Here is a 6,080-nt window from a genome sequence, read left to right on the forward strand (position 1 = left end):
GGCTCTCCACCGCTGTGGGCACTACGACATCACCAGGCTTCAAATTAAAGAAACCCGTTACAGCAATGTGACGGGTTTTTTGCTGTTTTGGATTTAATAAATAGCCAAGAGCCCATGCCGAACTCAGTAGTGAAACAAAACAGCTCGAAGGCGAGCCCCGGCCAAAGATAGTGTAGCATTTGCTATGTGAAAGTAGGACATTACCAGGCTCCAAATTGTAGAGAGCCCGACTAGAAATAGTCGGGCTTTTTTACGTCTGCAGAAAAGTGATTCAGGGATTCCTCTAGAGCGAAGGACTTCTTAGTAAATCATTTATATCAATCAGCAATAATATTTAATCCATTTTAGAGGTTAAATCTGACCCTAACTGCGTTAAAAACCTCAAATATGAAACAACTGAATAACGAATTGTTGCCCTTCTTTTATCGACTCTGCTTAGTTATTGCTCTAATCTCAATTTATAGTCTGTTCCATTGTCTCGTTTATAAAATGTGACAGAGTTCGTTTAGGTGAAATTAGAATAATAAGGGCTTAATCATGAGTAAAGTTGAAAACCATCCGCATGGTATTTTTTGTTGGTCAGAACTTTGTACGCACAATTGGAAAGACGGTAAGGCGTTTTATACATCATTATTTGATTGGGGACATGAGGATCAACCTATTGGAGAGAACATATACTACACCATGCTACAAAAGCAAGGTGATGATATCGCTGCAATGTACGAAATGCCTAAAGAGCAAATTAGTGCAGAGATACCAAGTTATTGGTTGGCATATATTGCAGTCGATAATGTTGATGATTGTGCGCTAAAAGCGAAAGAGCTAGGTGCTGAAATTATTGCCGGTCCTCATGATGTTATGAATGCAGGTCGCATGCTTATGCTAAAAGATCCAGTAGGCGCAACTGTTGCACTATGGCAGGGGAATGATCATAAAGGTTGTAAGCGCTTAGGTGAATTAAATACGCCTTATTGGCATGAGTTAGCAACAAGAGATAGTAGAGTAAGTAGAGACTTTTACTGTGCTTTACTAGGCTGGGAAAGCGAAATAAAGCCTATGGAAGGGATGGACTACATTTTATTTTTAGTCGATGGACAACCAATTGCCGGTATGCTTGAAATGACAAGTGAATGGCCTGATGATACCCCTGCTCATTGGATGATTTATTTTGCAGTAGAGAGTTGCGATGTAATTGTTAGTAAAGCCGCTAACTTAGGCGGGCAAGTATGTGTTCCTGCAACAGACATCCCCGATGTTGGTCGCTTTAGTGTTATATGCGACCCTCAAGGTGCTGTATTTTCTGTGATCGAATCTGTTATGGATGACGTTTAAATAGTTACATTAGCTTTAGCGTTAATTTACTCGCTAGTTTGATATAATACTCGTCAATTAAATCGTCAGAAAGTGCAGAGAACGCAATGGAATTTGAACAAGATAGTAATTTAACCCTCCCTTTATTTCTATTAGATGAATCATTAAGTAATAGAGACTTAGAGCAGCCTGATTTTGAAATATCAATTGGACTTGATGATGAGTTACTTGCTCAAATTTGCCAGAACCCAAGTGAAGATAGCAGTGTCGCTATTACTGTTAGCGGTTATGAGTTGCTTATAACTAATCCTCTGTACTTAGCTATATTAGATCAAGAGCACGATGCGCAGATAACATTAACGCATGGCCCTCTTTTAAGTATTGTTTTGAATACTGAAGGTCAGAATACATTCGTTTCTCCTCAAATGGATATGATGCCCACCTTTGATTTAGGTGATGAGGACGACGAATGAGAAAAGTACTAATAAGTACGATAGTACTCATTATTTTAAGTGGTTGTGCATATTTGGGAAATGCTCACTACGATGATATTTTTGGACCTGAACAAACACAAGAGAGAATTGTGCCTCATACAACAGGTGCTGGTGCTGATTTTTTACAAAATGTAAAACCTGTACTCGATACCCGCTGCGTCGTTTGCCATGGTTGTTACGACGCACCTTGCCAGCTTAAGCTCTCATCACCTGAAGGTATTGATCGAGGTTTGAGTAAAGAGCTCGTTTACGATGGAACTCGTTTATTGGCAACGACCCCAAGCCGTTTATTATTTGATGCAACTAATACTCAGCAATGGCGAGAGAAAAACTTTACGCCAGTGCTAAATGAGCGCGTGCAAAGTGAAGAAGCTAACTTAGCGGGCAGTGTGTTATTTAATAGCCTGGTGCTAAAGCAAAGCCATGAATTGCCAGTAAATGAAGTGCTAGATGATGAGTTTGACTTTTCGTTAGCGCGTTCGCAAACCTGCGCAACAATGGGTGAGTTTGATCGATTGGCAAGTGATCAACCTCATGGCGGCATGCCTTATGGTTTACCTGGTGTTTCGCGTGAAGAGTTTAATCACTTACAGAACTGGCTTAAAGGTGGTGGTAAAATGTCACATATTCAGCCACCAAGTAAATATGATCAGAATAAAATAGCGGGCTGGGAAGCATTTTTAAATCAAGATAGCTTAAAGTATCAGTTATCAGCACGGTATATTTATGAGCATTGGTTTTTAGCACATATTTATTTTACTTCAGAAAACCCACAAAGCTTTTTCAAACTAGTTCGCTCAAGTACGCCTCCTGGTGAGGAAATAAAGTTAATTAACACGCGCCGCCCATACGATGACCCTAAAGTTAGCCGTGTTTATTATCGTTTTATGCAAGAACGTACAACCATACTTTCTAAAACACATTTACCACTTGAGCTTAATGAAGCTAAATTACTGCGTTTATATGAGCAGTTTATTGCGCCAGATTATACTGTTACGAAAATGCCTAGTTATGAGCCTAAGGCAGCATCTAACCCTTTTAAAACTTTTGAAGTTATTCCAATTAATTCTAAGTATCAATTTATGCTTGATGAGGCAGAGTTAATTATTATGGGCTTTATAAAAGGGCCTGTTTGTCGTGGTCAGATTGCTTTAAATGTTATAAACGATCATTTTTGGGTGGCATTTGCTGATCCTAATAAAGTAGCGACTCCGGCTGTAGGGGAAATGCTAATGCAACATGAAGAGGCATTAGAACTTCCTGCTGCTGAGGAGAGTAATGCCTTACCCATTTCTAGCTGGGTTAAATATTCAGTTCGCGAGAAAAAGTATTTACAGGCGAAAGTTGAGCTTGCTAACAAAATGTTCAAAGGTGGTGAGCACCTTACAACAGACTTACTATGGAAAGGTGATGGGCATAATAAAAATGCGGCACTAACTATTTTCCGCCATTTTGATAGTGCAACTGTAGTTAAAGGTTTTATTGGTCAAGAGCCTAAAACCACCTGGATATTAGATTATGCTTTGTTTGAGCGTATTCACTATTTGCTTGTAGCAGGCTTTGATGTGTACGGAAATATAGGCCATCAATTAGTGACACGCCTATATATGGATTTTTTACGTTTAGAGGGAGAGCAAAACTTTTTAGCTCTATTACCTGAGCACAAGCGTAATCAAATCAAAAAGCAGTGGTATCGTAATTCACCACCTGACTTATCTAAGTTCTTTAAAAGTAACCGAGAATTTAGCCAGCCCAGTGGTATTAACTATGAAACTGATGATCCACAGCATGAACTATATACCTTGATGAAAGAAGCCTTAGCGCCAGTTTTAAGTGAAAAATACAACTACACTGAAGTGGCAAAGCCGTTAAATGTAATAAGTGAAATGCCAGCAAAAGCGGTTAACTTATTACCTCAGCTTTCTTTTATACTTGTAAAGCAAGAAGATAATAGCCATAAGGGCTACACTATTATTCATCATAATGCGCACTACAATATATCTAGTTTATTAAACGAAGATGGCCAACGTGCTTATGATGAAGATACCGCGACTATTGTTCCTGGGTTTATCGGAGATTATCCAGCAGCTATTTGGTATTTAAATAACGAGCAGCAAGTAAATGCTTTTGCCGAGCAATTGCCTATGATGCAAATAGAAGCTGATTATGGTGCATTGAAATCTAAGTTTGGTATACGACGTACTCATCCACAGTTTTGGCAATACAGCGATATATTGCACGATACAGCTAAAAAATATCGTGGGATAGAATATGGAATGTTCGACTATAACCGTTTAGAAAATAGATAGTTAAATAGTTTTATTTTATTAGCCCAACTTTTTAGTTGGGCTTTTTTATTTAATAATCATTATTTAAGCTGCTTATTAGTTCTAAAAAATTGAGCTACACTTAAAACAAAAACAGGGCTTAGTATGTTTAAAGTTGTCGCGAATATCCGTACTCGTTACCGATGGGCATTAATAGCAATAGCACTATTAATAAGCACATCAGCATCACTTATGCAGTATTATTTTTCGGTGCAAAAATATGACGCAAAAATAATAAATATGGCTGGTAAGCAGAGAATGCTTTCTCAAAAAATAGCTTGGCATAGTAATGAGTTATTATTATCGGCAACAAATATTTCTGAGCATACTAAAGCGTTAAAAGCATCAGTCGTATCATTCAAAAAAACTCATAATTACTTACTTTCAAAAAATGCTAATGGAGAGTATCAGTACCTTACACCTAAGCTTATTAAGCTATATACGTTAGCTCCTCATAAACTAGATTCCCAAGTTGCAACATATATCCAGCAAGCGGAAAATTTGCTTTATCAACAAGGCCAAGTAGATAAGCGTATATTCTATGTAACTGAGGTTGAAGAGCTATTAAAGCAACTAGATCATGCAGTGAATTTATTTGAAGAGCAAGCTGTCCAAAAATTGAACTGGGTATCTAACCTTGAATTATTATTTTGGCTTATGGCGATGTTTTTACTACTTGTAGAGTTAAGATTTGTATTTATGCCAATGGAAAAAGAAATAGGTAACGCATTGTCTAAATACCAAAAACAAAAAGAGTTCGCTCAACAAGTGAGTCAAAATAAAGAGCATTTTATTGCCAGAGCCAGTCACGAATTTAGAACTCCTTTACAGGGTCTTATTACGTCTATTGAGGAGTTAAAGGTTTCTGATACGCAGCAAAGCGTTAAAACCCAAGCTAATTACTGCGCACTTAGGTTAATAGCTATATTAGATGAACTGCAGGACTTGCAAGCTTTAAGTACAGGTAAGTGGGTACCGCAATTTAAAAATGAAAACCTTCTAGAGTCGTGTAATAAAGTACTAATGGCTTACGAGCATGCTTGTCAGCAAAAAGGCCTGAAACTAGTTAGTTGTTTAGATGAATCATTAAATTGTGTATGTAAATTGGATCATCAACGTTTGCAGCATACGCTTACAGAATTAATCAGTAACGCTATTAAGTTTACGACAGAAGGTGAAATTACTGTCTCTGCAAAGCTTTTTAATGATGAACTTTGTGTAACTGTAAGTGATACTGGTTGTGGTTTTTCGAAAGAGATTACTGATCTTGAATTTGACTCATTTAAACAAACAAACCATTTTCAAGGATTAAGAACAGGTCTCACTCGGGTTCAGTATGTTGTAAAGGCGTTGCACGGTGAAATTACCTTCAAAAATAATGAAGCTAATGGAGCGCTGGTATCTTTGCACTTACCAATAATTGCCAGTAAAGCTCTCCCAAACCCTCGTAAAATAAATGACAAGCTAACGTGTTTAGTCGTTGAAGATAATCCATTAAATACTATATTACTGACCCGCATACTTAGCTTATTAGGTTTAAGCTATGATTGCGCTGAAAACGGCAAAGTCGCGTGCGATATGGTGAGTGAAAATCAATACGATATTGTTTTTATGGACTTAAATATGCCAGTAATGGATGGGTTTGAGGCGATTAAAAAAATACGCTCTGATCTTAATAAAATAATGCCAATTATTGTTATAACAGCAAATACTTCACAAAATGATATAGAGCGAGCTTATAAGAACGGTGCTAACCTTCATATTCATAAGCCAATAAGCCAGCAAGCAATTAAAGACGCATTAAATAGTATTAGCGTTGTTAGGGCGTGTTGATCTTTGGTAGTTGAATTTGCAGCAGTATGTTTGGTTTTTAGGCAAGGCAGAGCCTATGTAGTGTGGTTATTCCCCATAAATAGGCGATAACGTAGCATAAATACCAAACATGCAC

The 6,080-nt window shown here is 37.6% G+C and carries 4 protein-coding genes; all 4 read left to right on the plus strand.

What is annotated here, in order from left to right:
- The first annotated feature begins 537 nt into the window (after nt 1-537).
- The gene (locus DO88_RS00735; RefSeq protein WP_033041068.1) at nt 538-1,332 is read left to right on the plus strand and encodes a VOC family protein; all 795 of its coding nucleotides are present in this window, start codon (nt 538-540) and stop codon (nt 1,330-1,332) included.
- Nucleotides 1,333-1,418: 86 nt separating this feature from the next.
- Nucleotides 1,419-1,784, plus strand: coding sequence for a hypothetical protein (locus tag DO88_RS00730; protein ID WP_002959878.1), 366 nt, complete (start codon nt 1,419-1,421; stop codon nt 1,782-1,784).
- A complete protein-coding gene (locus DO88_RS00725; RefSeq protein WP_033041070.1) occupies nt 1,781-4,114 on the plus strand; it encodes a fatty acid cis/trans isomerase in 2,334 nt (777 codons plus the stop codon). The genes DO88_RS00730 and DO88_RS00725 overlap by 4 nt, the downstream gene beginning before the upstream one ends.
- Nucleotides 4,115-4,237: 123 nt before the next feature.
- On the plus strand, nt 4,238-5,965 hold the full coding sequence (locus tag DO88_RS00720; protein WP_033041073.1) for a response regulator: 1,728 nt from the start codon (nt 4,238-4,240) through the stop codon (nt 5,963-5,965).
- The last annotated feature ends 115 nt before the right edge of the window (nt 5,966-6,080 follow it).

The sequence above is a fragment of the Pseudoalteromonas sp. S3431 genome (genome assembly GCF_000690035.1).
In the GTDB taxonomy this organism is placed as follows: domain Bacteria; phylum Pseudomonadota; class Gammaproteobacteria; order Enterobacterales; family Alteromonadaceae; genus Pseudoalteromonas; species Pseudoalteromonas fuliginea.

Coding starts and splice junctions, on each gene's coding strand:
- DO88_RS00735 (WP_033041068.1), top strand. CDS start 538: ATGAGTAAAGTTGAAAACCATCCGCATGGTATTTTTTGTTGGTCAGAA.
- DO88_RS00730 (WP_002959878.1), top strand. CDS start 1,419: ATGGAATTTGAACAAGATAGTAATTTAACCCTCCCTTTATTTCTATTA.
- DO88_RS00725 (WP_033041070.1), top strand. CDS start 1,781: ATGAGAAAAGTACTAATAAGTACGATAGTACTCATTATTTTAAGTGGT.
- DO88_RS00720 (WP_033041073.1), top strand. CDS start 4,238: ATGTTTAAAGTTGTCGCGAATATCCGTACTCGTTACCGATGGGCATTA.